Annotated in this window: 26 protein-coding genes and 1 tRNA gene; 13 read left to right on the top strand and 14 right to left on the bottom strand. The window is 66.8% G+C overall.

The window, feature by feature from the left end:
* Window positions 1-23 precede the first annotated feature (23 nt).
* Window positions 24-740: an FFLEELY motif protein gene (locus ACGHX3_RS10765; protein ID WP_162337894.1), complete on the top strand. Its 717-nt coding sequence runs from the start codon at window positions 24-26 to the stop codon at window positions 738-740.
* 3 nt (window positions 741-743) lie between these two features.
* Here ACGHX3_RS10765 and ACGHX3_RS10760 read toward each other — a convergent pair whose 3' ends face one another.
* Entirely contained in the window at window positions 744-1,019 is a 276-nt protein-coding gene (locus tag ACGHX3_RS10760) for a polyhydroxyalkanoic acid system family protein (protein ID WP_162337895.1), read from the bottom strand.
* A 99-nt stretch (window positions 1,020-1,118) separates the two neighbouring features.
* Here ACGHX3_RS10760 and ACGHX3_RS10755 point away from each other — a divergent pair, with 99 nt between their 5' ends.
* On the top strand, window positions 1,119-1,922 hold the full coding sequence (locus tag ACGHX3_RS10755) for an FHA domain-containing protein (protein ID WP_394694949.1): 804 nt from the start codon (window positions 1,119-1,121) through the stop codon (window positions 1,920-1,922).
* Here ACGHX3_RS10755 and msrQ read toward each other — a convergent pair.
* Window positions 1,891-2,460 carry a protein-methionine-sulfoxide reductase heme-binding subunit MsrQ gene (gene msrQ, locus ACGHX3_RS10750; protein ID WP_313927043.1) on the bottom strand — a complete coding sequence of 190 codons (570 nt, stop codon included), beginning with the start codon at window positions 2,458-2,460 and terminating at the stop codon, window positions 1,891-1,893. The genes ACGHX3_RS10755 and msrQ overlap by 32 nt on opposite strands.
* A gap of 69 nt (window positions 2,461-2,529) precedes the next feature.
* Window positions 2,530-3,498 carry a protein-methionine-sulfoxide reductase catalytic subunit MsrP gene (gene msrP / locus ACGHX3_RS10745; RefSeq protein ID WP_394694948.1) on the bottom strand — a complete coding sequence of 323 codons (969 nt, stop codon included), beginning with the start codon at window positions 3,496-3,498 and terminating at the stop codon, window positions 2,530-2,532.
* 201 nt (window positions 3,499-3,699) lie between these two features.
* On the opposite strand from msrP, the gene serC reads away from it, so the two are divergent.
* A complete protein-coding gene (gene serC, locus ACGHX3_RS10740) occupies window positions 3,700-4,785 on the top strand; it encodes a phosphoserine transaminase (protein ID WP_394694947.1) in 1,086 nt (361 codons plus the stop codon).
* 114 nt (window positions 4,786-4,899) lie between these two features.
* Window positions 4,900-6,051 carry a prephenate dehydratase gene (gene pheA, locus ACGHX3_RS10735; RefSeq protein WP_213604131.1) on the top strand — a complete coding sequence of 384 codons (1,152 nt, stop codon included), beginning with the start codon at window positions 4,900-4,902 and terminating at the stop codon, window positions 6,049-6,051.
* Between the two features lie 5 nt (window positions 6,052-6,056).
* On the opposite strand, the gene ACGHX3_RS10730 is transcribed toward pheA, so the two are convergent.
* A complete protein-coding gene (locus tag ACGHX3_RS10730) occupies window positions 6,057-6,227 on the bottom strand; it encodes a hypothetical protein (RefSeq protein ID WP_394694946.1) in 171 nt (56 codons plus the stop codon).
* 24 nt (window positions 6,228-6,251) lie between these two features.
* On the opposite strand from ACGHX3_RS10730, the gene aroA reads away from it, so the two are divergent.
* Window positions 6,252-7,556 carry a 3-phosphoshikimate 1-carboxyvinyltransferase gene (gene aroA / locus ACGHX3_RS10725; protein ID WP_394694945.1) on the top strand — a complete coding sequence of 435 codons (1,305 nt, stop codon included), beginning with the start codon at window positions 6,252-6,254 and terminating at the stop codon, window positions 7,554-7,556.
* Window positions 7,557-7,745: 189 nt separating this feature from the next.
* Here aroA and ACGHX3_RS10720 read toward each other — a convergent pair whose 3' ends face one another.
* From ACGHX3_RS10720 to ACGHX3_RS10710, 3 genes are all read right to left on the bottom strand, one after another.
* A complete protein-coding gene (locus ACGHX3_RS10720) occupies window positions 7,746-8,303 on the bottom strand; it encodes an energy transducer TonB (RefSeq protein WP_394694944.1) in 558 nt (185 codons plus the stop codon).
* A 152-nt stretch (window positions 8,304-8,455) separates the two neighbouring features.
* Window positions 8,456-8,728 (bottom strand): hypothetical protein, encoded by a 273-nt coding sequence (locus ACGHX3_RS10715; RefSeq protein ID WP_394694943.1) that lies wholly within the window; start codon window positions 8,726-8,728, stop codon window positions 8,456-8,458.
* Window positions 8,729-8,840: 112 nt separating this feature from the next.
* Window positions 8,841-9,488 (bottom strand): energy transducer TonB, encoded by a 648-nt coding sequence (locus ACGHX3_RS10710; RefSeq protein WP_394694942.1) that lies wholly within the window; start codon window positions 9,486-9,488, stop codon window positions 8,841-8,843.
* Between the two features lie 111 nt (window positions 9,489-9,599).
* On the opposite strand from ACGHX3_RS10710, the gene serS reads away from it, so the two are divergent.
* Window positions 9,600-10,880 carry a serine--tRNA ligase gene (serS, locus tag ACGHX3_RS10705; RefSeq protein WP_394694941.1) on the top strand — a complete coding sequence of 427 codons (1,281 nt, stop codon included), beginning with the start codon at window positions 9,600-9,602 and terminating at the stop codon, window positions 10,878-10,880.
* 264 nt (window positions 10,881-11,144) lie between these two features.
* Here the strand turns inward: serS and ACGHX3_RS10700 are convergent, their stop codons facing one another.
* Window positions 11,145-11,723, bottom strand: a complete 579-nt coding sequence (locus tag ACGHX3_RS10700) for an FMN-dependent NADH-azoreductase (RefSeq protein WP_394694940.1) — start codon at window positions 11,721-11,723, stop codon at window positions 11,145-11,147.
* Between the two features lie 116 nt (window positions 11,724-11,839).
* Here ACGHX3_RS10700 and ACGHX3_RS10695 point away from each other — a divergent pair, with 116 nt between their 5' ends.
* Entirely contained in the window at window positions 11,840-12,847 is a 1,008-nt protein-coding gene (locus tag ACGHX3_RS10695) for a LysR family transcriptional regulator (protein ID WP_162337905.1), read from the top strand.
* Between the two features lie 240 nt (window positions 12,848-13,087).
* Window positions 13,088-13,177 (top strand) — tRNA-Ser (locus ACGHX3_RS10690).
* Between the two features lie 129 nt (window positions 13,178-13,306).
* On the opposite strand, the gene ACGHX3_RS10685 is transcribed toward ACGHX3_RS10690, so the two are convergent.
* The gene (locus ACGHX3_RS10685) at window positions 13,307-14,002 is read right to left on the bottom strand and encodes a hypothetical protein (protein WP_394694939.1); all 696 of its coding nucleotides are present in this window, start codon (window positions 14,000-14,002) and stop codon (window positions 13,307-13,309) included.
* Between the two features lie 262 nt (window positions 14,003-14,264).
* Here ACGHX3_RS10685 and ACGHX3_RS10680 point away from each other — a divergent pair.
* Window positions 14,265-15,364 (top strand): IS3 family transposase gene (locus ACGHX3_RS10680; protein WP_394694830.1). Its coding sequence is split into 2 segments (ribosomal slippage): window positions 14,265-14,523 and window positions 14,523-15,364, totalling 1,101 coding nucleotides; the frame shifts between segments, so codons are not numbered across the junction.
* Here the strand turns inward: ACGHX3_RS10680 and ACGHX3_RS10675 are convergent.
* The gene (locus ACGHX3_RS10675; RefSeq protein WP_394694938.1) at window positions 15,361-15,879 is read right to left on the bottom strand and encodes an REP-associated tyrosine transposase; all 519 of its coding nucleotides are present in this window, start codon (window positions 15,877-15,879) and stop codon (window positions 15,361-15,363) included. The genes ACGHX3_RS10680 and ACGHX3_RS10675 overlap by 4 nt on opposite strands.
* A gap of 125 nt (window positions 15,880-16,004) precedes the next feature.
* Here ACGHX3_RS10675 and ACGHX3_RS10670 point away from each other — a divergent pair, with 125 nt between their 5' ends.
* Together ACGHX3_RS10670 and ACGHX3_RS10665 are read left to right on the top strand one after the other, a co-directional pair.
* The gene (locus ACGHX3_RS10670) at window positions 16,005-16,286 is read left to right on the top strand and encodes a hypothetical protein (protein WP_394694937.1); all 282 of its coding nucleotides are present in this window, start codon (window positions 16,005-16,007) and stop codon (window positions 16,284-16,286) included.
* A gap of 172 nt (window positions 16,287-16,458) precedes the next feature.
* A complete protein-coding gene (locus tag ACGHX3_RS10665) occupies window positions 16,459-17,628 on the top strand; it encodes a serine hydrolase domain-containing protein (RefSeq protein WP_394694936.1) in 1,170 nt (389 codons plus the stop codon).
* Window positions 17,629-17,710: 82 nt separating this feature from the next.
* Here ACGHX3_RS10665 and ACGHX3_RS10660 read toward each other — a convergent pair whose 3' ends face one another.
* A complete protein-coding gene (locus ACGHX3_RS10660) occupies window positions 17,711-18,046 on the bottom strand; it encodes a hypothetical protein (RefSeq protein ID WP_394694935.1) in 336 nt (111 codons plus the stop codon).
* A 397-nt stretch (window positions 18,047-18,443) separates the two neighbouring features.
* Here ACGHX3_RS10660 and ggpS point away from each other — a divergent pair, with 397 nt between their 5' ends.
* Entirely contained in the window at window positions 18,444-20,741 is a 2,298-nt protein-coding gene (gene ggpS, locus ACGHX3_RS10655; protein WP_394694934.1) for a glucosylglycerol-phosphate synthase, read from the top strand.
* Window positions 20,742-21,143: 402 nt separating this feature from the next.
* Here ggpS and ACGHX3_RS10650 read toward each other — a convergent pair whose 3' ends face one another.
* The 3 genes from ACGHX3_RS10650 to ACGHX3_RS10640 form a co-directional block, all read right to left on the bottom strand.
* On the bottom strand, window positions 21,144-21,938 hold the full coding sequence (locus tag ACGHX3_RS10650; RefSeq protein WP_394694933.1) for an isocitrate lyase/phosphoenolpyruvate mutase family protein: 795 nt from the start codon (window positions 21,936-21,938) through the stop codon (window positions 21,144-21,146).
* Window positions 21,939-22,036: 98 nt separating this feature from the next.
* Window positions 22,037-22,258, bottom strand: a complete 222-nt coding sequence (locus tag ACGHX3_RS10645) for a hypothetical protein (RefSeq protein ID WP_213604158.1) — start codon at window positions 22,256-22,258, stop codon at window positions 22,037-22,039.
* Between the two features lie 427 nt (window positions 22,259-22,685).
* On the bottom strand, window positions 22,686-23,555 hold the full coding sequence (locus ACGHX3_RS10640) for a M28 family metallopeptidase (RefSeq protein WP_394694932.1): 870 nt from the start codon (window positions 23,553-23,555) through the stop codon (window positions 22,686-22,688).
* A 188-nt stretch (window positions 23,556-23,743) separates the two neighbouring features.
* On the opposite strand from ACGHX3_RS10640, the gene ACGHX3_RS10635 reads away from it, so the two are divergent.
* Entirely contained in the window at window positions 23,744-24,391 is a 648-nt protein-coding gene (locus ACGHX3_RS10635; protein WP_162337916.1) for a response regulator, read from the top strand.
* Window positions 24,392-24,924: the final 533 nt, after the last annotated feature.

The following is a 24,924-nucleotide window of genomic DNA, read 5'->3' as shown; positions in this document are numbered from 1 at the left end:
CGCGCGCCGGGATCATGCGGCCCATGGCACGAACGAATCCGCTGATCGAACGCGTCGGCAGGCGCCTGGCCTGGCACCAGGCGGCGCACGATCCGGGGCGCGAACCCCGCAACCGGCTGCGCTGGCTGCCCGAAGTCCGGCGCTGGCAGGCAGCGCGTCTGGAAGAGAGTTTCGAGCACTTCCTCAACGACCCGACGCGGCGGGCGGCGGCCATGTTCTTCCTGACCGACGTCTATGGCGACCACGATTTCAGCGGACGCGATGCCAACGTCGCCAAGGTCATGCCGATGATGCAGCGCCTGCTGCCCGGCGCCGTGCTGGAGACGGTCGCGCACGGCATCGAACTGGGCGTGCTGACGCATGCGCTGGACATGCGCATGGCCGAAGCGCTGCACCGGCTGGCGCCCAACCGCCGCAAGCTGGACGCGGACCTGTATGGCCAGGCGTATCGTGAGGTGGGCCTGAGACGCCTGCGCCGGCACCAGATCGACCTGATCGCAGAAGTCGGGGTGGGCCTGGCGCGTGCGGTGAAGACGCCGGGCGTGGCGACGCTGCTCAAACTGTCGCGGGGCCCCGCCAAGGCGACCGGACTGGGCGAACTGCAGGGCTTCCTGGAGCGCGGTTTCGCCGCCTTCGCGGCGCTGGGCGACGGCAAGGCGTTCGTGCGCGACATCGAGCGCGCGGAACGGGCGGTGTCGCGCCGGCTGTTCGCGGGCGATCCGGACCCGTTCCGCGACTGACGGTCAGTCGAACTTTTCGCTCAGGACCCGGCGGATCTCCTGCTCGATCGGTCCCTTCATCGCCGACAGCAGGAAGCCCAGGTTGGCGGTGACCCGCAGCTTGTCGGCCAGCAGGGCGATCTTGCCGTCCACGCCGGAGCGGCTGAAGTTCAGCGTGTCGCCGTCCCAGCCGTAGTCCATGTCGAAGCGTTCGGCGAGTTTCTTCGCCATGCTTTCGACGGCCTTGCGCGCCTGCGCGGGCGTTTTGGAGTGCGGATGCTGGATGTCGATGCTGGCCATGCGTGGCTCCTGTGACGTGGCGGATATTCTGCGCGGCACCGCGTGAAGATGCCAAGCCGGTGCTGCCGGCCGCGCGCCAACCTGCTAGGCTCCCGTCGCGTGCAGAACCTCCGACTTCATTTCAGCAACCGCCCCGCGCCGGACCGTCCGCTCACCACCGGCGTGCACCGCATCGTGCGCGAGGCGGCCGGTACCATCGGCGTCGGCGATGCGCTGCAGGGCGCGTTGCTCGCGCAGATCTGCGTGGACCGGCGCGGCCTGTGGCTGCAGGTCGCCAACGGCATGCGCGGGGTCCATATCAATGGCCGTCCGGTCCGGCGCATGGCGGTGCTGCGTCCCGGCGACGCGGTCTTCGTCGAGGGCGTCGAACTGCTGCTGCAGTCCGGCTATGCGTCGGCGTCGGACCTGCGCGACAGCGATGCCGGCCAGGGCGACATGCGCGTGGTCCTGCGTGGCCTGGGCGGCAAGTACCACGGGAAGAGCGTGTCGCTCGAGGAGCCGCGCGTGGTCGGACGCGCCCGCGACGCGCACATCCGCATAGACGATCCCGCGTTCGCGGAACGGCATGCACGCCTGGAACTGCGCGGCGAGCGTGTGCTGCTGCGCGACCTGGGTTCGTCCGAGGGCACCCGGGTCAACGGCATGGCCGTGCGTGACGCGCTGCTCGTGGCGGGCGACCAGATCGTCTTCGATGCCCAGCATCGCTTCGTGCTGGAGGTGCCGTGGGCGCCGAGCGCGAAGCTCGAGGAAGCCGCCGCCATCGACGATGCCGCCAGTGCGTCCGCCGAGCTTGCGGCACCCGCGAAGCCTGCCTCCTCCGCATTGCGTTGGCCCTGGCTGCTGCTTGCGGCCCTGCTGATGGCGGGTGCGCTCAGCGCGCTGCTGCTGTTCGGCGCCGGCTGACCGCTTTCCACGCCCGCCAGCCGAGCAGCACCGCCAGGATGGCCGCGTAGAGCAGCGGCTCGCGGATGTCGGACTTCACCAGCCACCAGAAATGCAGCACGGCCAGTACGCCGATGGCATAGACCAGCTTGTGCAACTGCCCCCAGCGGCGACCGAGCCGCCGCATCCAGCCCTGCGTCGAGGTGATGGCCAGCGGTACCAGCAGCAGCCACGCGGCGAATCCGACGGTGATGTAGGGCCGCTTGACGATCTCCTCGAAGATCTGCGTCCAGTACCCGCGCAGGTCCAGACCCAGATACACGGACAGATGCAGGGTGGCATAGAAGAACGCGTACAGGCCCAGCATCCGCCGGAACCGCAGCAGCCCCGACTGGCCGGTCAGCTGCCGCAGCGGCGTGACGGCCAGCGCGATCATCAGGAAGCGCAGCGCCCATAACCCGGTTCGATGTTCGATTTCCGCCACCGGATCCGCGCCCAGCGCGTCGCTGCCGTTCTGCCAGACGTCGTAGAACTGCCAGGCCAGGATCGCCAATGGCATCAACGCCAGCGCGTGCACCGCGGTCTTCGCGGCGATCAGGCCGGCCGACGCCTTGCGTGCCGGGGCCACTCAGTACCACTTCTTCAGGTCGAGGCCCGCGTACATCGAGGCCACCTGGTCCGCATACCCGTTGAACATGCGCGTCGGGATGCGTTCGGCGAACAGCTTGCTCTGGGTACCGGCGATGCGGCGTTCGGTCTTCTGGCTCCAGCGCGGATGATCGACGTTCGGATTGACGTTGGAGAAGAAGCCGTATTCCGACGGCTGCAGGTCGTGCCAGGCGGTCTCGGGCATCCTTTCCACGAACTTGATCTCGACGATGGACTTGATGCTCTTGAAGCCGTACTTCCACGGCACCACCAGCCGCAGCGGCGCGCCGTTCTGCTGCGGCAGCGGCTTGCCGTACAGGCCGGTGGCCAACAGCGTCAGCGGATGCATCGCCTCGTCGATGCGCAGGCCCTCGCGGTAGGGCCAGTTGATCGAGCGGTAACGCACGCCGGGCATCTGCACGGGGTCCGCCAGCGTGGTGAAGGCCACGTACTTCGCCTTGGACGTCGGCTCGAACTTCTTCAGCACCTGGCCCAGCGGCACACCCAGCCACGGAATGACCATCGACCAGCCCTCCACGCAGCGGAGGCGGTAGACGCGTTCTTCGGGCGTCAGGCCCTTCACGAGGTCGTCCAGCGCGATCCTGCCGGGCTTGGCGCACTCGCCGCCGACCACCACCGACCACGGCGAGGTCTTCAGGGTCTTGCGCGCATTGGATGGGTCCGCCTTGCCGGTGCCGAATTCGTAGAAGTTGTTGTAGCTGCTGACGTCCTCGAACCGGGTCAGCGTTTCGGTGGTGCGGAAGCCGGACCGGGCCTGTTCCGGCGTCACCGTGACTTTCGGTGGCGCCGGTGGCTCCGCTTCGGCGCAGCCGGCCAGCGCAAGGGCAGGGGCCGCAGCCAGCGTCTGCAGCAGGCGCCGTCGTTCGAGATAGACGCGCTCGTCGGTGATCCGGGAGGCGGGAATCCGCAGGGCATCGCGCAGGGACATCGGCATCTCCAGGAGGGGGCGTGGGGGTTGGACGCTTCCGGCGCAGGAAAATTCCCGACACCTGGAAGGCAGGCTCAGCGTATACGCGCCCGGGTGAGCACGGGATGCAGGGCGTCCGCGATTCATGCCGCATCGTCCGCTTCGTTGCCCCTGCAACTGATGCGCTGCGGCATACTACGGGTCCTCCTGTTCAGGTGTCCCATGACGCGCGCGTTCAACTTCAGTGCCGGCCCCGCCACGTTGCCCGAAGCCGTGCTGCGGCAGGCCCAGGCCGAGATGCTCGACTGGAACGGCATCGGCGCGTCCATCGTGGAAATCAGCCACCGCAGCCAGGACTTCATCGCGGTTGCCGCCCAGGCCGAAGCCGACCTGCGTGCATTGATCGGCATTCCGGACGATTACGCCGTGTTGTTCCTGTCCGGCGGCGCGACCACGCACCAGGCGCTGCTGGCGCTGAACTTCGCCGCCCCGGGCCAGGTGGTCGACTACGTGGTGACCGGGCATTGGGGCAAGACCGCCATCAGGCAGGCCAGGCCCTACTGCACGGTCAACATCGCCGCCGATGGCGAGGCGGGCGGCTTCCACGACATCCCCGCGCGAGATACCTGGCAGCTCACGCCGGGCGCGGCCTACGTGCACATCACCGCCAACGAGACCATCCATGGCGTGGAGTTCCGCGAGACTCCGGACGTCGGCGACGTGCCGCTGTTCGCCGATTTCAGTTCGTCGATCGCCTCGGAACCGCTGGACGTGTCGAAGTACGGCGTGATCTATGCCGGTGCGCAGAAGAACCTGGGCCCGGTCGGCGTGGCGGTGGTGATCATCCGCAAGGACCTGTTCGAACGCGCCGGGCAGCCGCGCGCCGACATCTTCGACTACCGCTCGCATGCCGAGCGCGATTCCATGCTCAACACGCCGCCGACCTGGAACTGGTACCTGGCGGGTCTCGTGTTCAAGTGGATGCTGGCCGAAGGCGGCGTCGCCGAGTTCGCCCGCCGCAACGCGGTGAAGTCGACGCTGGTCTACGACGCCATCGACGCCTCGGGCGGCTTCTACCGCAACGAGGTAGTCCCGGCCGCGCGTTCGCGGATGAACATCCCGTTCTTCCTTCCTGACGACACCCTCACCGCGCGCTTCGTGGCCGAGTCAAAGACCGCTGGCCTGCTGGCGCTGAAGGGCCACAAGGCGGTCGGCGGCATCCGCGCCTCGCTGTACAACGCGCTGCCGGTCGAGGGCGCGCAAGCGCTGGTGGACTTCATGCGCGATTTCCAGCAGCGCAATGGATGAATCGATCGCCTCATTCTGATGTGGGAGCGACGTAAGTCGCGATGAAGCGTTACCGGTAACCTTTCGCGACTTACGTCGCTCCCACAGGGAGGCGACGGAACTACGGAAAACCCCATGGCATCAAGACCCAGCAAGCCGAAGAAGACCGCCAAGCCCGCCGCGGGCAAGAAAGCCGATGCCACGCCCGCACCGGCCCTCTCCGACGTGCGCGCCAAGATCGACGGCATCGACCGCCAGATCCAGTCGCTGATCGCCGAGCGTGCGCAGTTCGCCCACCAGGTCGGCAAGGCCAAGGGCAAGCTCGCCGCCGCCGTCGATTACTACCGTCCCGAGCGCGAGGCGCAGGTGCTGCGCATGGTGGTGGACCGCAACGAGGGGCCGCTGTCGGACGAAGTGCTGGTGCATGTCTTCCGCGAGATCATGTCCGCCTGCCTCGCCCAGCAGGAGCCGCTGAAGATCGGCTACCTAGGTCCGGAGGGCACCTTCAGCCAGCAGGCGGTGCTCAAGCACTTCGGCCGCTCCGCGCACGGCCTGCCGCTGGCGAGCATCGAGGAAGTCTTCCAGGAAGTGGCCAGCGGCAACGCCGATTTCGGCGTGGTGCCGGTGGAGAACTCGGGGCAGGGCACCATCCAGATCACCCTGGACATGTTCCTGACCTCGGACCTGAAGATCTGCGGCGAAGTCGAGCTGCGCGTGCACCAGTTCCTGATGTCGCGCTCCGGCCGCATCGACGACATCGAGCGCATCTATGCGCACCCGCAGTCGTTCGCGCAGACCGCGGGCTGGCTGCGCGCCAACCTGCCGAAGGTGGAGAAGGTGCCGGTCTCCAGCAACGCCGAGGGCGCGCGTCGCGCGCGCGGCAACGACGACGCGGCGGCCATCGGCGGCGAGAGCGCCGCACACGTGTATGGCCTGAAGAAGGTCGTCATGAGCCCGATCCAGGACGACAAGGACAACACCACCCGCTTCCTGGTGATCGGCCGCAGCCTGTTCCCGCCGTCAGGCCACGATCGCACCTCGGTGCTGGTCTTCATCCACGACAAGCCCGGCGCGCTGTTCGACGTGCTCAGCCCGTTCGCGCGCCACGGCATCAGCATGAACCGCATCGAGTCGCGCCCGTCGCACCACGCCAAGTGGGAGTACGGCTTCTTCATCGACCTGGCCGGCCACATCGACGACGATGCGATGAAGCTGGCGCTGGCCGAGCTGAAGCAGCACTCGGCCCAGATCAAGGTGTTGGGGTCGTATCCGGTCGCGGTGCCGTGATGACGTCATGGTGAACTGCGTCCGGTCGTCGCATCGCCCCGTTCGTCATCCCGGCGCAAGCCGGGATCCACGTTGACGTTGCCTTTCGCCAGACCAGCAAGAGCAAGATGGATCCCGGCGTTCGCCGGGATGACGGAAACCTTCCGTCGTTCGCCCGGACTGCCGATCTCATTCATCCTCAATACCCGCAACGAATTGCCATGACACAAGACTGGATCGCCTCCGCCGGCCAACCGCTCCGCGGCACCCTCGACATCCCCGGCGACAAGTCGGTCTCGCACCGCGCGGTGATGTTCGCCGCACTGGCCGACGGCACGTCGACCATCGACGGCTTCCTCGAAGGCGAAGACACCCGCGCCACCGCCGCGATCTTCTCGCGGTTCGGTGTGCGCATCGAAACCCCGTCGCCTTCGCGGCGCATCGTGCACGGTGTCGGCGTGGATGGCCTGAAGCCCGCTGATGGCGACCTCGACTGCGGCAACGCCGGCACCGGCATGCGCCTGCTCGCAGGCCTCCTGGCCGCGCAGCGGTTCGACAGCGTGCTGGTCGGCGATGCCTCGCTGTCCAAGCGTCCCATGCGCCGTGTCACCGCCCCGCTGTCGACGATGGGCGCGCGCATCGATACGGAAGAGGGCGGCCTGCCGCCGCTGCGCATCCACGGCGGCCAGCCGCTGACCGGCATCGACTACACGTTGGAAGTCGCCAGCGCGCAGGTGAAGTCGGCGGTGCTACTCGCGGGCCTGTACGCCGACGGCGACACCGTCGTGCGCGAGCCGCATCCCACGCGCGACTACACCGAGCGCATGCTGAAGGCGTTCGGCGTCGACATCGACTTCTCGCCGGGCTTCGCACGCCTGCGCGGCGGCCAGCGGCTGGCGGCGACCGATATCGCGGTACCGGCGGATTTCTCGTCGGCGGCCTTCTTCCTGGTCGCGGCCAGCATCATCCCCGGCTCTGAACTGCGCCTGCGCGCGGTGGGACTGAATCCGCGCCGCACCGGCCTGCTGCAGGCGCTGCGCCTGATGGGTGCCGACATCACCGAAGAGAACGCCAGCGAACATGGTGGCGAACCGGTCGCCGACCTGGTGGTGCGCCATGCGCCGCTGCGCGGAATCGCCGTGCCCGAAGCGCTGGTGCCGGACATGATCGACGAGTTCCCGGCGCTGTTCGTCGCGGCCGCCGCCGCGGACAGTCCCACCGTCGTGCGCGGTGCGGCCGAGCTGCGGGTGAAGGAGTCCGACCGCCTCGCCGCGATGGCCAACGGCCTGCGCACGCTGGGTCTGCGCGTGGACGAAACGCCGGATGGCGCCACGATCTTCCCCGGGCCGCTGCAGGGTGGGGTGGTCGACAGCCATGGCGACCACCGCATCGCGATGGCGTTCTCCATCGCGGGCCAGCTGGCGAAGGGTGACGTGCGCGTCGGCGATGTGGCGAACGTGGCGACGTCGTTCCCCGATTACGACGCGTTGGCGACAGGGGCGGGGTTTGCGTTGCGCAAGGCGTGATGTGTTGAAAATGGGGTGTGATGTGGGAGCGACGTAAGTCGCGATGACCCACCTCATGACGGCTTCGCGACTTACGTCGCTCCCACAAAAAGCTGCTTTGTCTTACGCCACGAAAAAGGGGGACGCCTTGCCCGCGTCCCCCTTTCCTTTCCTCGTCCGCTCCATGTCAGGAGCGCAGGTAGATGGCCGTTAGATGGGCTTGAAGTCCACCGGCACCTTCACGCTGGTGGCGATGGCCTTGCCGTTGCGCATGGCCGGCTCGAAGCGCCACTGCTTCACGGCACTGACTGCCGCACGATCCAGCTCGCGCTCGCCGCTGCGTTCGACCACGCTGACATTGACCGGGTTGCCCTGGGCATCCACCTCGGCCAGCACGACCACGGTGCCGCCGACGCCGGCACGCAGCATCGAGGCCGGATACTTCGGCTCGGCGTTGCCGGCCATCGGGCGTGCGTCGCGGCTGATGGGGGCCGGGCGATTCGCCGCGGCACGCTCGCGGTTGGCGGTGGCCGTGGCGCGTTCTCGGGCGGGCGTCGTGGCCGCCGGTTCATCGATCACGCTGCCGGGCACGGTGGCGACCGGGGCCTCGGCAGGCGCGCGCGACTGGCTCCACCAGATCAGGCCGCCGGCGGTCACGGCGAAGGCCAGCAGCGTCAGCAGGACGGGCGAGGTGGTGCGGCGCGGTTCGACCGTGGTGTCTTCGACGGTATCCGGGGCGCGGTATTCGTTGTTGGTGGGCATCGACATGTGAACCTCCGTTTCGCGTTGTGGGTTCCGCGTTGGAACGGTGCCGAGTCTTTGCGCGACGATGTTTGCGATGCGTGATTGGGCGATGAAGCGAGCGGGTTTTAGTTCAGCTAACGCAACCGGCGTTCATGTGGGTGCACGCTGCGTGTAGGTCATCGCTGCAGCAGAAACCACAGCGTCGCCAGTGCAACCAGCGCGCCGGCACCCAACCATGCCAGCGGCAATGCGCAACCGACTTGCCTATCGCGATCCGGAAGCCGGCCGCGTTCCAGGTCGGCGATCAACGCGTCGATGGCCTCGTCCTGTGTACGGCGATACTCGGCATCACGTACGCGGATATCCGCGTCGTGCAGCCAAAACATCACCAGCTTCGGAAGATGCACGTCCGGGAAGCCTTGGTGCAGCCACGCGTAGAACGCGGGCACCGTCGTCGCATACCAGGACGGCAGTTCCGACTTCCGGGAGGGACTTGTCGATCTCAGTCGACGCAGTTCGCCTGCTATTTCGCGTAACGCTGTATGACGGTCGCTGAAGGCATCACCGCATCTTGAAATCGATCGGCACCGTCACCGCGCCCGGCACCGGCTGGCCATCGCGCTGCGCCGGCTGGAAACGCCACTGGCGCACGGCGTTGACGGCGGCGCGATCCAGATCGCGCGATCCGCTGCGTTGCGCCACGTCGACCGAGGTCGGCAGACCGTCCACGCCGACTTCCACGCGCACCATCACCGTGCCCTGGTCGCCATTGCGCATCGCGGAGGATGGGTATTCCGGTGCCGGGGTCTGGCCGGGGATCGGCACGGGCACCTCGCCGGGGGCCAGCGCGACCGGTGTGGTCGGTGCCGTCGGATCGGTTGGCGCGGTGGGCATCGGCGTTTCGGAGACCGGGGCCGGCATCGGCTTCTCTTCCACCAGTTGCGGACGCTCCTCGGGCGCAGGGCGCGGTGCCGGCTCTTCCATCCCGCTGGCGCCCGCGCCGGTGGACAGGGGTTCCGGCAGCGCCTCGATGGGCAGCGGCTTGCCCGGTGCGGTCGCCTCCGGGGTATAGAAGCCGTCGTCGCGGCCGGCCCACCAGACGATGACGAACAGCAGCAGGCCGATGCCGAAGGCGATGCCGGCATTGCGCAGGGCGGTGCGGGGCAGGCGGAAGGTGAAGTGCGGGTCGTGCGGTTGCTGGGCCGACATGGGGATCACCGGAAAAGACGCACCGATTCTTGCACAGCCGTGGTTAACCGCACGGGCAGGCGGTCGCAGATGGGCGATAATGCCGGCTTCCCACGCCAGACTGCTGTTTCCATGCTCGATCCCGTCCTGCTCCGCACCCAGCCCGCCGAACTCGCCCAGCGCCTCAAGGAGACCCGCGGTTTCGACCTGGACGTGTCCCGGATCGCCGACCTGGAAGCCGCCCGCAAGCAGCTGCAGAAGCGCACAGAGGAACTGCAGAACCTGCGCAACACCCGCTCCAAGGCCATCGGCCAGGCCAAGGCCAAGGGCGAGGACGTGTCGGCGCTGATGGCGGAAGTGGCCGGCTTCGGCGACGAGCTGAAGGCCTCGGAAGTGAGGCTGGACGAGATCCGCAGCGAAATCGAAACCATCGCGCTCGGCATCCCCAACCTGCCGCACGCCAGCGTACCGGTCGGCAGCGACGAGGCCGGCAACGTCGAACAGCACCGCTGGGGCTCGCCGCGCATGTTCGACTTCGACGTGAAGGACCACGTGGAGCTCGGCGCCCGCCACGGCTGGCTGGACGCCGACACCGCCGCCAAGCTGTCCGGCGCGCGCTTCACCGTGCTGCGCGGCCAGCTGGCGCGCCTGCACCGCGCGCTCGCGCAGTTCATGCTCGACCTGCATACCAACGAACACGGCTACGAAGAAACCAGCGTGCCGGTGATCGTCAACGCCGATTCGATGCGCGGCACCGGACAGCTGCCGAAGTTTGAGGAGGACCTGTTCGCCACCCAGCTGGGCGAGCACACGCGCTACCTGATCCCGACCTCGGAAGTACCGCTGACGAATATCGTCCGCGACGAGATCCTCGACGACGCCCGCCTGCCGCTGCGGATGACCGCGCATTCGATGTGCTTCCGGTCGGAAGCGGGCAGCGGCGGTCGCGACGTGCGCGGCATGATCCGCCAGCACCAGTTCGAGAAGGTGGAGCTGGTCTCCATCGCGCGCCCGTCCGAGAGCTACGACGAGCAGGAGCGCATGACCCGCGCCGCCGAGACCGTGCTGGAGAAGCTGGGCCTGCCGTACCGCCGCATGCTGCTGTGCACCGGCGACATGGGCTTCGGCGCCACCAGGACCTACGACCTGGAAGTCTGGCTGCCCTCGCAGGCCATGTACCGCGAGATCTCCTCGTGCTCCAACTGCGAGGATTTCCAGGCCCGCCGCATGCAGGCCCGCTGGCGCAATCCCCTCACCGGCAAGCCGGAACCCGTGCACACGCTCAACGGCTCCGGCACCGCCGTCGGCCGCTGCCTGATCGCGGTGATGGAGAACTACCAGAACGCCGACGGCTCGATCACCGTGCCTGAGGTGCTGCGTCCTTACATGGGTGGGGCGGAACAGATCGCCTGATGTTCTATCCCTTCTCCCCGCAAGCGGGGAGAAGGTGCCCGAAGGGCGGATGAGGGGCAGCGCTTCGCGCAGGACTTCCGCGTCTGAATGCGCTTGAACGTTGACCTCGAGCCGCGGCCCAAGCATCCCATCTCCGTTCGCCCCTCACCCGCCCTCCGGGCACCCTCTCCCCGCTTCGCAGGGCGAGGGGAGTCATCCAGGCATCTTCGCGCGACCCAAAAGAAAACGGCCCGCTTGCGCGGGCCGAACGGAGAGGAGCGGTTGTCACGCGGCCTTGCGCAGCGGGGCCGGGATGCTCGCCAACGCCGCCTCGATGGCCTGCGCCTTGTGCTCGGGCGAATACGCCACGCGCTCGGCGCGGATGAATTCCACGTCGGCGATGCCGAGGAACTTGAACACCTGGGTCAGGTACGGCGCCACGAAGTCGATCGCGGTGCCGGCGTATTCGCCGCCGCTGGCTTCGGCCACGATGACCTTCTTGCCGCCGGCCAGGCCCACCGGGCCGTTCTCGGTGTACTTGAAGGTGCGGCCGGCCACGGCCACGCGGTCGATCCAGGCCTTCAGCGTGGACGGCACGCCGAAGTTGTAGCGGGGCACGCCCAGCACGATGACGTCGGCGGCCAGGAACTGCTGCATGGGGGTCTCGCCGGCTTGTGCGGCGGCGGCATCGCCCCCACCCAGAATGGCGTTGGTCAGGTGGGGCAGCGGGTCGGTGTCCAGGTCGCGGTAGGTGACCTCCAGCCCGGGCACGCTGTCCTGCCAACGGGCTACGATGGCGGCGGTCAGTTGTCGGCTGACGGAGTTGGCGGCCAGCGCGCTGCTGTCGATATGCAATAGTTTCACGGTGGTGCTCCTGTCGGATGCGGCCAGTGCCGCCTTGGAGACCACTGTAGGTCGTTGCATTATTGGGATAAACGTGGTCTAACGTCACTGACTGTTCTAAAGGTGGAGCTATTGTCATGCAGCACGACCTCAACGACCTCTATTACTTCGCCATGGTGGTGGACCACGGTGGCTTTGCCGCGGCCGAGCGCGCCCTGGGTATTCCCAAGTCCCGTCTGAGCCGGCGCATCAGCCAGCTGGAGACGGATCTGGGCGTGCGCCTGCTGCAGCGCTCGACGCGCCGCTTCGCCGTCACCGACGTCGGCACCAGCGTGCACCGCCATGCGCAGACCATGCTGGCCGAAGCCCAGGCCGCCCGCGAAGTGGTCGACCGCCTGAGCGCGGAACCGCGCGGCGTGGTGCGCGTCAGCGTGCCGGTGGCGGTGGCGCAGATGCAGTTGCCGAAGATCCTGCCGGCCTTCCTCGACAAGTACCCGAAGGTGCGGCTGCAGCTGCACGTCAACAACCGCCGGGTCGACATCATCAACGAGGGCTACGACGTGGCCCTGCGCGTGCGCGCCAAGCTCGACGACGACGGCAGCCTGGTGATGCGCAGCTTTGGCCAGATCCAGGAACTGCTGGTTGCCAGTCCCAAGTACCTCAACCGCGCCGGCCGCCCAAAGATGCCGGAAGACCTGGCGGAGCACGTCACCTTGAGCATCAGCGAGGACGAGGCGCGCCAGCGCTGGGAGCTGCACGGCCCCGCGGGCGAGGTGCGTCGCATCGAGCTTAATCCGCGCCTGGCCGGCTTCGATTTCCCGCTGCTGCAGTCGATGGCGAAGGACGGCTACGGCATCACGCTGCTGCCGGAGACGGTATGCGCCGAGGCCGTGCGCAAGGGCGAGCTGGAGGTGGTGCTGCCGGAATGGAGCCTGCCGCAGGGCATCTGCCATGCGGTGTTTGCATCGCGCCGCGGCCTGTTGCCGGCGGTGCGGGTGTTCATCGATTTCCTGGCCGAGCACCTGCCGCAGCAGATCGAGTCGTCGCGGCTGGATTGCGGTGGCGCCTGTGCGGAGGCGAAGGAGAAGGCCATCGCGATGGCGATCGACAACACCAAGGCCGCCAAGGTGAAGAAGGCTTCGTAGGCCACGGCGGCGGGGTTCGTGCGAAAATGCCGTCCGGCCTGCAAGGGGCCGGGCGTGCCGCCGGGGTAGGGCGGCGATGCACCGCGACGGGGTCGCGGGCAGTTCCAGCAAACGGAGAGATGGCCGATTGGTTTAAGGCAGCAGTCTTGACTGCGTAGGCCGAAGGCCGGAGCGAACATCGACCGCAGGTCGATGGTAAAACTGCCGTACGGCGCAGTGCCGCGGTAGGGTAGTGACAACGGAGAGATGGCCGAGTGGTTTAAGGCAGCAGTCTTGAAAACTGCCGTAGGTGTAAGCCTACCGTGGGTTCGAATCCCACTCTCTCCGCCACTTCGGCAACCATGAAACGTAGGATGGATGGAGCGTAGCGATACCCATCGCTTCGGTGTCTCTAATCGTCCGAGATGATGGGTATCGCTGCGCTCAACCCATCCTACGGGCCTAGACAAGGCGCGGAATTCAAGCGTCGCCGCCCGTCAGTCCTTCATAACGTCCGCTAAATTTTCCCATAATCTTTCGAAGATGCTCCTTGTGGCTATCAGCGATCCGATAGATCAGATTTCGCTCGGACGGAGTTGGATTCTGAAAGCGTAGAGCTAAAGGTGGATCGGTAGCTCCAAGTTGAATCAATGGGAACGGACTGGGGAAAGGGCGTCTGTCGAGCTTGATCATCGCCGTCAAATTGGGAAAGAACAGTCGATAGGCATTGACGCCCTCCCAGCGCTCTCTAATTGGCGCAGTCGTAATGCCGCCTAGCGGGCCTGTGATATGCCTTAGGAATACTGCTACTTCCTTCGGGTCTTCCTGCTCATTTCTCAAGTGTCGCCGAATCACTTCCGCATACGGTCCGATATCCACCGTGCTGTACATTCTGTGGTCGCTCAGATGTCCTCGCATAAGGATGCTTAGAAGGCTTCGCTTTAAGCGAAACGGGTCTACGTCGTGCAGGGCGGTGACCTGGCCTTCGAAGGATGTTGGGTAAGCTTCTAGGCCTCGAATGGCGGTTATCAGGTACTCATCGTCAGGACCAAAGGAAGCTTCACAGGGCGGGCACACGATACGCGACCAAATGCCGGTAGTTGATATGACGGGCCTGCTGGTGCGGCTGGTTCCAACGATCGCCAAGTACTCATCTTTCGGCAGGTCCTGCGTCACCAGCGCTTTCGGGACAATATGCGATCTAGCTAGCTTAGACACCATTTGAAGGCACAAGCCACACACTTGCATCTTTATCTCTGAGTCTGGAGTTGTGGGTCTTAGGGTAGCCCGTAGGATGGGTTGAGCGAAGCGATACCCATCACCGGCGCTCCCCGAAGCCCGCGTCATCTCCGTCCCAACCCCAGTCCTCGCGACGTCCCCCCAATTTTGAGTAGCACCGCGATCTGGAGTCCAATCCCCAACCACAAGGAGATTGGACGTGAAGAAGCGCTTTTCCGAAGAACAGATCATCGGCTTCCTGCGTGAGGCCGAAGCCGGCCTGCCGGTCAAGGACCTGTGCCGCCGGCACGGCTTCAGCGAAGCCTCGTACTACCTGTGGCGCAGCAAGTTCGGCGGCATGAGCGTGCCCGACGCCAAGCGGCTGAAGGAGCTGGAGGCGGAGAACACCCGGCTGAAGAAGCTGCTGGCCGAGCAGGTGTTCGAGAACGACGTGATCAAGGACGCCCTGCGAAAAAAGTGGTGACTGCACCGGCTCGACGGGAGCTGGTGCGGCATCTGGTGGCCAAGGGCCTGAGTGAGCGGCGGTCGCTGGCGGTGGTGCGCATGAGCGCCAGCGCGTACCGCTATGCGCCGCGTCCGGACCGCAACGTCGAGCTGCGGGCGCGGATCCTGGCGCTGGCGCAGCGGCACAGGCGCTACGGCGTCGGGATGATCCACCTCAAGCTTAGGCAAGCGGGACTGCTCGTGAACTACAAGCGCGTCGAACGGCTGTACCAGGAGGCGAAGCTGCAGGTGCGGCGCCGCAAGCGCAAGAAGGTGTTGCCGGGCGAGCGTCAGCCACTTATCCGGCCGCTGGCCGCCAACCAGGTGTGGTCGATGGACTTCGTGTTCGACCGCACTGCCGAAGGCCGGGTCATCAAATGCCTGACGATCGTCGACGACGCCACCCACGAGGCGGTGGCGATCGAAGTCGAGCGGGCGATCTCCGGCTTGGGCGTAACACGCGTGCTGGATCGCCTGGCGCTCGCCCGTGGCTTGCCGCAGGTGATCCGCACCGACAACGGCAAGGAGTTCTGCGGCAAGGCCATGGTCGTCTGGGCGCACCAGCGCGGTGTGCAGCTACGACTGATCCAGCCCGGGAAGCCCAACCAGAACGCCTATGTCGAGTCCTTCAACGGGCGGCTGCGGGACGAGTGTCTCAACGAACACTGGTTCACCCACCTGCTGCACGTCCGGACGGTCATCGAGACCTGGCGCCGGGAGTACAACGAGGAGCGGCCGAAGAAGGCACTCGGCGGCCTAACACCGAGCGCCTACGCGAAGCAACTGGCATCCGCTACCATCAACCCCGGACTCTAAATCGCCCCGCTACTGAAAGCGGGGGGACGTCGCTCCGCCAACACCCCATCGCGCACAAACCGATGGAACGTCGAGTAAGGCCAATCCTCAACCCGCGCCGCATGCCCATGCTTCACCGGATTCCAATGGATGTAGTCCACGTGCCGCGCGAAGTCGGTTTCATCACGTACCAGGTGTTCCCAGTACCGTCGTTGCCAGATGCCGCGTTCGCCCTTGTCTACGCGACTGGATCGGCGAGGTTCGCCACGCGGCAGCTTGCGAGAAAACCAGGTCTTGATGAGGCGCCAGCGGAGCGGAAAGTCGGCGTCGTCAAGTGGCAGCGTCCAGATGGCATGCAGGTGGTCAGGGAGCACGACCATTGCATCGATGATGAAGGGATGCCGTTGTCGTGTGTAGCGGACCGCCTCGCGTAGCAGATCGATGTGATCGACGAGCAGCGTCGTCTGACGGTCAGCGAGATTGACGGTGAAGAAATAGGTGGCGCCGGGGACGAAGGCGCGTCTGTAGTCGGTCATTCCTTGACCTCGGATTGGGGCGTGATGGGTATCGCTTCGCTCAACCCATCCTACGACTTTTCGATAAGCCGTCCTTGCACCTTGAGTCCGCTAGACTCCGACCACGCCCTATAAGAAAAACCCTCATGGCCCTGACGCCCACCCCCATCACCGCCGCCATCGCCGGCCTCTTCGCCGGTATCGCCATGCCCCTGATCTGGCCGAAGCTCGGCGACGAGACGATGTACTGGGTGTTCGCGTTCCTGCTGGTGATCGCGCTGCCGATGCACGTGCTGGTCGTGGGCATCAACCCGATCCGCAATGGCGAGGGCAGGGGCGGCATCGACGCTGCCACGCTGAAGCGTGTCGTCATCTGGCTGGTGTCCGGCATCGCCGCCGTCGCGCTGATGAAGATCGTCGCGCCCTGACGGGAGTCGCCTGATAAGGCGCTCGGCCGCATCCGGGTGTTGCGTGGGGCGGTCCCGGTGGTGCGTCCCGGGTGCGCTTTGCTTACCCGGGCTACGGGGGCGGGGCGTGACCTCTGGCGCTGTTGCGGGGGTGTGCGGTCCGTAAGATCGGACGTAAACCGGGGAGACAACGATGCGTCCATTGCTCGCGATTGGCCTGTTCGTGCTGCTGCCGTTCGCCGCCTCGGCGGCCGGTCCCGCGCCCCATGCCATTCCCACGCGCGCCGCGCTGGATGCCGAAGTCGCCGCGGCCATGAAGGCCGCGCAGGCCAACGGCCTGGCCATCGCGGTGATCGACGATGGCAAGGTCGTCCATGTCGCCGCCTACGGCCATCGCAACGCGAAAGGCGATCCGCTGCAGACCGGCACCGTGATGTACGGCGCGTCCCTGACCAAGGCGGTCTTCGCGTACACCGTGATGCAGCTGGTGGAGGAAGGCAGGCTCGACCTCGACCGGCCCGTCGGCGAGTACTTCGCCAAACCGCTGACCGACTATCCCGCCGAGGACGCCTACGGCCCCTGGCCAGACCTGGCCGGTGATCCCCGCTGGAAGAACATCACCGCTCGCCACCTGCTGACCCACAGCAGCGGCTTCGCCAACTTCGCCTATCTCGAACCTGACGGAAAGCTGCGCCTCCACTTCGATCCCGGCACGCGCTACGCATACTCCGGCGAGGGCCTGATCCTGCTGCAGTACGTGCTCGAGCGCGGGCTGGGCCTGGACCTGGGCGCGGAGATGCAGCGGCGCGTGTTCGACCGTTTCGACATGCCGAACACCAGCATGAGGTGGCGCGCGGATTTTGCCGCCAATCTCGCCGATGGCTGGATGGAGGACGGCACGGTGGAACCGCACGACGAACGCAGCCGCGTGCGTGCCGCCGGCTCGATGGATACCACCATCGCCGACCTCGCCAACTTCGTTGCCGCCTACATCCGCGGAGACGGCCTGGAGCCGGCTACGTTCGATGCGATGACCTCGCCGCAGCTTCCCATCACCACCGCCAGCCAGTTCCCCACGCTGCAGGACGAACTGCCGCTCGCGCAGCGGCGCAAGGACCTGGCCGCCGGGCTCGGCGTGGTGGTCTTCGACGGCCCGCAGGGAGCGGGCTTCTTCAAGGGCGGGCATAACGACTCCACCGGCAACACCTGGGTGTGCGTGAAGCAGGGCAGGCGCTGCGTGGTGATCCTGGGCAACGACGTGCGCGCCGAGCGCGCATTCCCGCGCCTGGTGGCGTTCGTGCTGGGCGAGACCGGCGTGCCGTGGCGCTGGGAGTACGGCAGCGGCAAGGTCTTCGTCGACTGACGCAGGCGTCGTGGTGCAGGGCTGGCCGGCCAGGCACCGGGGTGGCACGGAGGACGCGGCGGACCGGGCGGCCTGTTCTACGTCAGCGCATACCCGTGGGGGAGCGCGGGGCGACGTCGCCCGGCGTTCCGTGTTTCTGATGCATCAATGCATCCATTCGATCCAGCGCTCCGTCTTTTTGACAGATCAGTGCATCTTTTCGATCCAGCGTTCCACCTTTTTGACGGATCAGTGCATCGTTTCGATCCAACGTTCCATCTTCTTGACCGATGAGTGCATCGTTTTGATCCTGCGTTCCATCATTTCGATGGATCAATGCATCGTTTCGATCCGACGTTCCATCGTTTCGATGAATCGTTGCATCGTTTCGATGCAACATTGGTTCGTGGTGATGGATGAGTGGATCGATCCGATCCAACGTCGGACTTTAGTGATGGGCGAGAGCCTCTTTCAGCCGCAACGTGACATCGTGTGGTGAGCGGAGTGCGTCGTATCGATGCTGTCATCGGCGCTGGGCGAGCGTAGAACCGCCTCTGCGCGCGTCGATTTAACATTCTTAACATCACGTTGACCTCTCACTGTGAGATGCGCACTACAATGCTGCATCGCATCAGTCGATGTCTGCGTCCATGCTTCGGGGACGGACGCACATCTGCAGCGCTTCTGCGCGCAGCGTGCCTCGCACGCGGCACCCTGGTTTCCTGCGCCCGACGGCGGCGCCTTCTTCCGATGCGATGACTCTCCCCGCCGGCGTCCCTGGACGCCTTCGCGTCGTGCCTTGTGCGCGGCATCTCCCCACTCTGGAGTGCACCTGCATGAGCCTGTTGAAACAACCCACGCCACCTTTTCTTCTCGCCACCGACCTCGACGGCACCTTCCTCGCCGGCGACCCGGACGCGCGCAAGCGCCTGTACCACCTGGTGGACGCGCACCCCGACGTCAAGCTCGCCTGGGTGACCGGCCGCGGACGCGAAGCGATCCTGCCGCTGCTGGCCGATCCCGGGTTACCCACGCCCGACTACGTGATCTGCGACGTCGGCGCCACCGTGCTGCGCACCGCCGACATGCAGCCTATCCAGCCGCTGCAGTCGCAGATCGAAGCGCGCTGGCCGGGCGAACACGTGGTCGCCGAGGCCATGCGCCGGTTCCCGATGCTGGTGCGCCAGGAAGTGCCGCAGGAGCGCCGCTGCTCGTACTACTGCCATCCGGAACAGCTGTCCACGATCCAGGCGGACGTGGAAGCCGTCGCCGCCTCGCTGGGCTGCGAGGTGCTGTATTCGGCCGACCGCTACCTGGACATCCTGCCGCGGGAAACGCGCAAGGGCAGCACGCTGACCGCGCTGGTCGACGAACTCGCGCTTGATCCTGCGCGCGTGCTGGTCGCCGGCGACACGCTCAACGACCTGTCGATGTATGGCGAAGGCTTCCCCGGCGTCTGCGTGGGCGAATCGGAACCGGCGCTGGTGGCCGCCACCGCCGGCATGGACAACGTGCTGCATGCGGAGGCGCCCGGGTGCGGCGGCATCCTGCAGGCGATGGCGCATTTCGCACTGCTCGATGCCGACGACTACCTGCCCACGCCGCATCCGCCCGGCAAGGCCGAACTGGTGATGGTCTACCACCGCCTGCCGTACGAGGAGCACATCGTCGATGGCCAGCGCGTGCGCAAGCCGCACAGTTCGCCCAACGGCATCATCCCCAGCCTGCTCAGCTTCTTCGGTGAAGGCCAGCCCGGTTCGTGGGTGGCGTGGACGGTGGACGATCCGAAGGCGCCGCCGATCGAGGCGCGCGCACCGGTGGATGCCGAGCGCTATCCCGGCCTCACGGCGACCCACGTACCGCTGACGAAGCACGAGGTGGACGTGTTCTACAAGCGCTTTTCGAAGGAAGCGTTCTGGCCAGTGATCAACAGCTTCTGGGAGCGCGCGCGCTTCAACGAGGACGATTGGGAACTCTTCAAGCGCGTCAACCGCCGCTTCGCCGAAGCCGCCGCTGCCGAGGCCGCGCCGGGCGCGACGGTCTGGCTGCACGACTACAACCTGTGGATGGTGCCGTCGGTGCTGCGCGAACTCCGCCCGGACGTGAAGATCGCCTTCTTCCACCACACGCAGTTTCCGTCGGCGGACATCTTCGCGATCCTGCCGTGGCGTCGCGAGATCCTCGGCAGCCTGCTGGCCTGCGACTACGTAGGCTTCCACATCCCGCGCCATGCGGAAAACTTCACCGACGCCGTGCGCAGCACGTTCCCGGTGGAAGTGACGCAACGCGCTTCATGCGCGCCGCGCTTCCTGACCTTCGGCTGCGCCGTGGGCGTGGAAGACATGGCCACCGAGCTGCGCATCGACGGACGCACGGTGCGCATCGGCGCGCATCCGATCGGCACCGACGTGGGCCGCATCCGCGCCAGCCTGGAGACGGAGCAGGTAGAGGAGGACATCGCACGCATCCGCGACGAGATCGGCAGGCGCAAGCTGGTGCTGTCGATCGAGCGGCTGGACTACACCAAGGGCATCCTGCAGAAACTGCATGCCTTCGAGCGCCTGCTGGACGAGTCTCCCGAGTTGCGCGGCGAGGTGACGCTGGTGCTGGTCTGCGTGCCGGCGGCCAAGGAGATGACCGTGTACCGGCCGTTGCAACAACAGATCGAGCAGGCGGTGGGCCGCATCAACGGCCGGCTGTCGCAGCTGGACTGGACGCCGGTGCGCTTCTTCTCGCGCGTGCTGCCGTTCGCCGATGTGGTGGCGCACTACGCCGCGGCCGATGTCATGTGGATCACGCCGCTGCGCGATGGCCTGAACCTGGTGGCGAAGGAGTTTGTCGCCGTGCAGGGCCTGGAGGGCGGTGACGGCGTGCTGGTGCTGTCGGAGTTCGCCGGCGCGGCGGCCGAGTTGAAGGGCGCCGTGCTGACCAACCCGCACGATCCGGCCGACATGGCGCGCACGCTGCGGCAGGCACTGGTGATGACACCGGGCGAACGCGAAGACCGCCAGCGCCGGTTGTTCGACATCGTGCGCCACCACGACCTGTCGCGCTGGGGCCGCGAATTCCTGGCGGCGGCACGCGGCACGGACGGTGCGGCGACCGCGGAACCGCATACGGCGATCGCGGCTTAATGCATTTACGTTTGACTCGCCGCGTTTACGTGGAGATAGTCGAGTCACACAGGGGACAGGAGACACACGATGCGGATGCTGGTCGTGCGGAGCATGGCCTGGTTGCTGATCGCGGCCGCCGCGCTGGTGCTGCTCGGGTTGGCGCAGGCGCCCGAGCTGTGGGCCCGCTGAGCGCGGGCAAAAGAAAACCCGACCAACCAGGTCGGGTCTGAAAGGGGGAGTCCCCGGCTCCGGCAGTGCTGCTTGCTCAAGGCAGCGCCCTTGTTCCATTGCAGAGCGTCCATTCCTGGACTGCGCAGGGCGTGCTGCCGGGGACGCATGCATCGTCGCGCAGGGCATTCACATTCGCAGTCGGGCGATGTCCCGGTGTGCTGTAGGAAAAATCCTACCTGCCGTCATGGATCAGCCGAACAGGCCGTTGACCGCGCCGTAGCCCATCGCCTGCGGATCGGGCAGGGCGGTGCGGTCGTCGCGCAGGAAGTTGCCGACCTGCGTGGCCAGTCGTCCGTACATGGACTCGGCGAGGGCCGATCCGGTGCTGACGCGCCGCACGCCGAGGGCTTCGAGCGCGGCGAGGTCCTGCAGTTGCGGGCGCAGCATCACGTTGAGCGGCAGGCTGCAGTCCGCGGCGATCGCGCGGATGGCGTCGGCGTCGACCAGTCCGGGCACGAACAGGCCGTCGGCGCCGGCCTCGCGATAGGCCGCGGCGCGCCGGAGGGTTTCGTCGACGCGCATGCCATCCTCGGCCAGTCCGCGCAGGTAGACGTCGGTACGCGCGTTGATGAAGACGTCCACGCCCTGTGCGGTGCAGGCCTGGCGGATGGCGCGGATCTTGGCCGCCAGCACGGCCGGATCGCCGGCACCGTCCTCGAGGTTGATGCCGGCGGCACCGGCGTGCACCACGCGCAGGACGATCCCGGCGACGGTGTCGGGATGGTCCGCGTAGCCGCCTTCGACATCGACCGTCAGCGGCACCTCGATGACGCGGGCGATGCCGGCGACGGCATGCAGCAGGGCGTCGACGTCGAGGGCATCGCCATCGGGATAACCCTGCGCCCACGCGAGTCCGGCACTGGTGGTGGCGACGGCAGGCGCGCCGAGGTGTTCGATCAGGCGGGCAGTGCCTGCATCCCAGGCGTTGGCCAGGCGGAGCAGGCCCCGGGTATGCAGGGCGCGGAAACGTGCGGCGGTGGTCATGGCGTCCGGGGTGTCGTCAGAAGGGACGACAGGGTGCCATGCCCGTGGCGGGCGGACTCACCACATGCGGACAGGGACGTTGCGCCTCTGGCCGCGGCTCAGGCGCAGAGGCGCCAGCCTTCGAACAGCCGCCAGCGCCCGTCGCCGCCTTCGATGTTGATGGCGTAGTCCAGGCCCTGCCGGTGGCGCTGGTTGGCCAGCTTGACGGCGTATCCGAGCGCGGCGCCGGGGGTGGCGAAGTGCAGGGGCGGCGACTCGTTGATGGACAACTCGTAGGTGCCGTCATCGGACGGTGTGTGGAACAGGTCGAAGGTCATCATGGCGAGCGGGAAACATGGTGTCTGTTGAACAACGTACGGGGCATTCCGTGACGTCGATGCATAGACGCAGCCTGCCGTTCGCCAGGGTTAAGCGGCGTGCACGCTGCGTGAGAAAACTGTGCGGTCCGGCTGAACGGTCTACACGCGGCCTTCGCACGGGCGACCGTAAAAAAGCGCGCAGTGGTCGGACCGGCGGATCCACCCCCTCTGCCTCCCGCGCAAACCCTGCTTCCGAGTCGCAAGGCTGACACCCAGGGCACCACGAGAGAACCGAACGCAGCTTCCCGGACACCCCCTGTTCCGTGCTGCGCCTGGCGGTGGACCGCGAGTCCGACATCGTCGCCGCCCGGAGAGCCAGGCGTGTTCTCGCCGCAAACGCAAACGGGCCCGCAAGGGCCCGTTCGTGTGTCCGGCACAAGGAAACCGATCAGTGCGCGTTCTGGTGGTCCCAGGCACGCAGGCCCTGTTCCACCACGCGCAGCGCGTCGTCCACGCGCGAGGCGTCGAGTTCGGCGGTGGTGTCGCGCTCGCTGTGGATCACCTGCATCACCTTGGGCACCTGCGCCGGCTTGCCGCCGCCGAAGACCGCGAGGATCGGGTCGATCTCGTCGCCGCCGACCAGCGAGAACGAGACCGCCGGCCAGCCCGCCTTGAGGAAGGCCAGGTGGTCGGTGGGCGGGTACTTGTCGCCGGGCGCGAAGCCGAGCTTTTCCGTCCCACTGGCGGCACGCAGCGCGGCGACGAACGGCGTGCCGCTGTCCGGTGCCATCATCCACAGCGTGTCGCCCCAGCCGAACACGTCGAAGTTGACATACAGGGCGGGCTGCTCGCGGCCGGCGGTGGCGACCCAGGCATGCGCGCCGAGCAGGCCTTTCTCTTCCAGGTCCCAGAACACCACCTGCACGCGGTGGTGTTCGAGGGGTTTGGCCTTCAATGCCTGCGCGAGTTCCAGCACGGCGGCCACACCCGAAGCGTTGTCGGTGGCGCCATGGCCGATGGCGACCTTGTCGTAGTGCGCGCCGATCAGCAGCAGGGGCGCCTTGTCGGGACCGCCGAGGTCGGCGACGAGGTTCTCGCCGGCCTGGCCATCGCGTTCGAATGCTTCGCGCTTCCAGGCAATGCCGAGCGCATCGAGGCGCCGGGCGATGGCGTCGCCACGCCCGGTCGTGTCGCCGTGCGCGCTGATCGCTTCGACCTGGCCGTGCCAGCGGCCGGACACGTCGTCGGCCCAGGCCGGCACGCTGGCGAACACGGAAAGGAGCAGGGCGCAGCGCAGGCTGCGGCGGACGTGATGCATGGTGGAACCCCCTATGACGATGGAGCGCGCAGCGGAACGCGCGGTGAGGCGCCGAGTATGCCGCAGGGCGCGCCCGGCCTCGACGGATGTACACGCATGTAGCGCACCCGCACCCGATACAATGTTAATTGCGCGGCGACGGACGGCCCGCCTACGCTCGATCCGTCCCTCGAAGGCAGCCGTTATCCATGACCATCCGCGTTTTCCTGATCGACGACCACGCCCTGGTGCGCACCGGCCTGCGCCTGATCCTCGGCACCGATACCGAGATCGACGTGGTGGGCGAGGCGGAGACCGGCGAGGCGGCACTGCCGCTGGTGCGGCAGCTGAAACCCGACGTGGTGCTGTGCGACCTGCACCTGCCCGGCTACAGCGGACTGGAAGTGACGGAACGCATCGTGCGCGCCGACATCGGCGTGCGCGTCATCATCGTGTCGGTGCTGGAGGACGGTCCGCTGCCCAAGCGCCTGCTCGAAGCCGGCGCCTCCGGTTACCTCGGCAAGGCCGGCGATGCGGCGGAACTGATCCGCGCCGTGCGCGACGTGGCGCGCGGCAAGCGCTACCTGGGCAGCAACGTGGCGCAGAACCTGGCGCTGCATACCGTCGGCGGCGACGCCTCGCCGTTCGATGCGCTGTCGCCGCGCGAACTGGAAGTGGCCATGCTGCTCACCCAGGGCCTGCGCCAGGAAGAGATCGCCCGTCGCTTGAACCTGAGCGCGAAGACGGTGAACACGCACAAGACGCGCCTGTTCGAGAAGACCGGCGTGCAGGACAACATCGCCCTGGCGCGCCTGGCGGCGCAGTGGGGCCTGATGGATCCGACGCGCGCGCTCTGAGCGGGTGTTCGCAGGCGTCGGAACCCTGTCCCGTCATTCAAGCGGCTTTCAACAGACGCACGTCTGGTCACGCATGGAATCCATTGCCTGTGCGAGCCGCACTGCTCGATGAAAGAGCAAAATGGGTCCCAGCGTTCGCTGGGACGACGGCGGGGTGTCGGTCAGCGCAGGTGCGTCATTCCAGCGGCTTTCAACAGACGCATGTCTGGTCACGCTGGAATCCATCGCCTATGCGAGCCGCGCTGCTCGATGAAAGAGTAAGACGGGTCCCAGCGTTCGCTGGGACGACGGCGGAGTGACCGTTAGACCGAGCCCCGTCATTCCAGCGGCTTTCGACAGACGCACGTCTGGTCACGCTGGAATCCATCGCCTGTGCGAGCCGCGCTGCTCGATGGAGGAGCAAAATGGGTCCCAGCGTTCGCTGGGACGACGGCGGGGTTGTCGATCAGCGCAGGTGCGTCATTCCAGCGCACGCTGGAATCCATTGCCTGTGCGAGCCGCGCTGCTCGATGAAAGAGCAAGATGGGTCCCAG

The organism is Pseudoxanthomonas japonensis, from assembly GCF_043632995.1.
GTDB lineage: Bacteria > Pseudomonadota > Gammaproteobacteria > Xanthomonadales > Xanthomonadaceae > Pseudoxanthomonas_A > Pseudoxanthomonas_A japonensis.
The sequence above is the reverse complement of the archived record's forward strand: the minus strand, read 5'-3'. Positions and strand labels throughout refer to the sequence as shown.

Coding starts and splice junctions, on each gene's coding strand:
- ACGHX3_RS10765 (WP_162337894.1), top strand. CDS start 24: ATGGCACGAACGAATCCGCTGATCGAACGCGTCGGCAGGCGCCTGGCC.
- ACGHX3_RS10760 (WP_162337895.1), bottom strand. CDS start 1,019: ATGGCCAGCATCGACATCCAGCATCCGCACTCCAAAACGCCCGCGCAG.
- msrQ (WP_313927043.1), bottom strand. CDS start 2,460: ATGCCATTGGCGATCCTGGCCTGGCAGTTCTACGACGTCTGGCAGAAC.
- msrP (WP_394694948.1), bottom strand. CDS start 3,498: ATGTCCCTGCGCGATGCCCTGCGGATTCCCGCCTCCCGGATCACCGAC.
- serC (WP_394694947.1), top strand. CDS start 3,700: ATGACGCGCGCGTTCAACTTCAGTGCCGGCCCCGCCACGTTGCCCGAA.
- pheA (WP_213604131.1), top strand. CDS start 4,900: ATGGCATCAAGACCCAGCAAGCCGAAGAAGACCGCCAAGCCCGCCGCG.
- ACGHX3_RS10730 (WP_394694946.1), bottom strand. CDS start 6,227: ATGAATGAGATCGGCAGTCCGGGCGAACGACGGAAGGTTTCCGTCATC.
- aroA (WP_394694945.1), top strand. CDS start 6,252: ATGACACAAGACTGGATCGCCTCCGCCGGCCAACCGCTCCGCGGCACC.
- ACGHX3_RS10720 (WP_394694944.1), bottom strand. CDS start 8,303: ATGTCGATGCCCACCAACAACGAATACCGCGCCCCGGATACCGTCGAA.
- ACGHX3_RS10710 (WP_394694942.1), bottom strand. CDS start 9,488: ATGTCGGCCCAGCAACCGCACGACCCGCACTTCACCTTCCGCCTGCCC.
- serS (WP_394694941.1), top strand. CDS start 9,600: ATGCTCGATCCCGTCCTGCTCCGCACCCAGCCCGCCGAACTCGCCCAG.
- ACGHX3_RS10695 (WP_162337905.1), top strand. CDS start 11,840: ATGCAGCACGACCTCAACGACCTCTATTACTTCGCCATGGTGGTGGAC.
- ACGHX3_RS10675 (WP_394694938.1), bottom strand. CDS start 15,879: ATGACCGACTACAGACGCGCCTTCGTCCCCGGCGCCACCTATTTCTTC.
- ACGHX3_RS10670 (WP_394694937.1), top strand. CDS start 16,005: ATGGCCCTGACGCCCACCCCCATCACCGCCGCCATCGCCGGCCTCTTC.
- ACGHX3_RS10665 (WP_394694936.1), top strand. CDS start 16,459: ATGCGTCCATTGCTCGCGATTGGCCTGTTCGTGCTGCTGCCGTTCGCC.
- ggpS (WP_394694934.1), top strand. CDS start 18,444: ATGAGCCTGTTGAAACAACCCACGCCACCTTTTCTTCTCGCCACCGAC.
- ACGHX3_RS10650 (WP_394694933.1), bottom strand. CDS start 21,938: ATGACCACCGCCGCACGTTTCCGCGCCCTGCATACCCGGGGCCTGCTC.
- ACGHX3_RS10645 (WP_213604158.1), bottom strand. CDS start 22,258: ATGATGACCTTCGACCTGTTCCACACACCGTCCGATGACGGCACCTAC.
- ACGHX3_RS10640 (WP_394694932.1), bottom strand. CDS start 23,555: ATGCATCACGTCCGCCGCAGCCTGCGCTGCGCCCTGCTCCTTTCCGTG.
- ACGHX3_RS10635 (WP_162337916.1), top strand. CDS start 23,744: ATGACCATCCGCGTTTTCCTGATCGACGACCACGCCCTGGTGCGCACC.